The 2,315-nt window shown below is 64.7% G+C and carries 1 protein-coding gene; it reads right to left on the bottom strand.

Annotated features, from left to right (window positions below; genetic code table 11):
- Window positions 1-113: 113 nt before the first annotated feature.
- Window positions 114-2,315 (bottom strand): alginate lyase family protein (locus AC1DYX_RS29510; RefSeq protein ID WP_477265533.1); only part of this gene is annotated, 2,202 nt, incomplete at its 5' end.

Raw genomic sequence — 2,315 nt, forward strand, 5'->3', positions numbered from 1 at the left:
AAAGGCGGTCACGAGCGCCGAGGACCAGGAGCATCCAGGGTCAGGCCGGATGTCCCTCGCGTGCACCCGACGTCAACCGGGCGGCGCCCGATGGCGATCGGGCGCCGGGTCCATTACGGCCTGGCGGCGAACAGTCCGAATTCGGCGACAGCCGTGGAGGTGGCGTCGCCATTATTGGATGTAACGTTGAGCCGGTAATAGCGATAGGCTCCCGGACTCGCGACCGTGTAGCTGTTCTGCTGCAAGCGGCTGGCGAACACCTGGCTGAATTGCGTGTCGAGCGTCGTCCAGTTGACGCCGTCGTTGGAGCCCTGGAACTGCCAGTCCTTCGGATCGCGCCCGGCCACGTCGGCGCTGATGAGCGTATAGCGCTGGACCGTCTCCGTGTGGCCGAGGTCATACCGCAGCCAGCCCATCACGCCTCCGTACATCCATTTCGTGTTCGAGTTCAGGTCGAAGGCGTCTTTGGCGTTCGCATTGTTCGCGGGGTCGGTGGCGGTGCCGCCGGTGGCGACGTTCACCAGCGGATGCACCGGCGTGGCGCTGCCTTCGGGAGAATTGGCGCTCGTGCCGGCGGAGTTCGTCGCCGTGATGGTGTAGTAATAGGTCGTGCCATTGGTCACCGAGGTGTCCGTGTAGCTGCCGCCCGTGACGTTCGACGCAATGGTTGTGTAGGGGCCGCCGCTGGTGGTGGACCGCAGGACCGCGTAGCCGGTGGCGCCGAACGACTGCTGCCAGCGCAGCGGGACGGCGCCATCGCCGGGCTCGRCCAGTAGCGTGGCGGGCGCGGCGGGGATGACGGCCGGCGCACCACCGTCGCCGCCGGTGATCTGGACGTTGCTGAAGGTGGAGGTGTTCAGCGTGCCGTTGGCGTGCGAGACGACCGTCAGGCCGACGTAGATCGTGTCGGGCACGGGGTCGTTGATGCGGCCGACGTCGGTGGCGGCCCAGTTGGTGCCATCGGGAGAAACGTAGCCGGTGATCATGTTGCCGATGCGTTCGAGCTTCACCCAGTACGAGGGCACGGTGTTCGCGATGGTAAGAGCCTTGTTGCCGTAGTACGTGCCGCCGTACACCGCGAGGTTCGGCATGTTCTGTTCGACCTTGACCTGGTTCGTCACGAGCATCGTCGCGCGGGGGGCGCCCTGGGCAAGGCTGGTGCGCATCATCACGCCCGCCTTTGCGTTGATGCTGGTGTTCTGGATCGACTCGACTTTCGCGATGATGGCGCCGTCACCGGTGAGAGCCTGGTAGGCGAAGTGGCCGCTGTCGCTCGAGCCCCAGCTGTCGGCACCTGCTCCCTTCACGGTCCAGATGCCGTTGGCGTATGACGACGAACCGGCCGGGGTGGCGCCTCCGATATCGGTTTCGGCCCAGCCCGARGTGATCGAGGCGGTCGTTGGAATGGCAAGTGCCGGCGCGGCCGTCGACGTCGAGGTGTCGGCGTCCTTCATGAACATGAAACTGTCGTTGTCCACTGGTAACCATTGGCGTCGTTGCGCGATATAGGGTGCCTGCATGCCCTTGCGGACGACGTAGGCGCCATAAATTTCATTAAGCACGATGTTCCCGCCGTTCCCACCCTTGCTCGTATTGTCCGCCGTGTAGTACGCATCGGTGGTGCCGAACGGGAGGAAAGGCGTGGGCGCGAGCTCGTTCGCCCGCGCAAAATATTCACCCGCCGCCAGCAGGCGGTTGTCGAGTTCGGAATACACGTCGATGCCCTGCTTCCACAGCGCCTCGGCGAGCATGGTCAGCGACAGGAGCTGGCCATGGGCGTGCCCCTGGTCGCGCAGGGAGTCGCCGAGCATGCCGATGTCGTTGGAATTGCGCAGTCCGATATGGGCAAGCGTGCGCATCTGGTAGACGACCTTGTTCAGCGCGTCGGCGTCGTCGTTGAAGATGTCCATCAACCCGAGGGCAACGAGGGCCAGCGCGCCCTTGTTGGCGGCGCCGAACTGATTCTCGCCGTACGGGTTCGATGCCGGCTGCAGCACGTTCTTGAAATATGCCTGCACCGTGGCCGTGTCGGCGGCCGTCCAGCCCTGCCATGTGCCGCGCAGGATATCCGCGCCGCCCACGAACTTGAACGCGTAGTCGCCCAGATCCAGCATCGACTCGGCGCCAGAGAACGTCGTCTGGGTCGTGGCCCACGCGATCAGGATGTCGTGCGCCTTCTTTGCGTAGGCGTCGTTGCCGGTGAAATACCACATCCGCGAGAGATTCCAGACCGCGATCATGTCGCTTTGCCACGGCCAGCGATTCACGTCGGGGGCGCGGCCCACCGTAGCGTACGGGCCCAACATGGTATATGT

The organism is Massilia sp. P2_C2 (genome assembly GCF_056404615.1).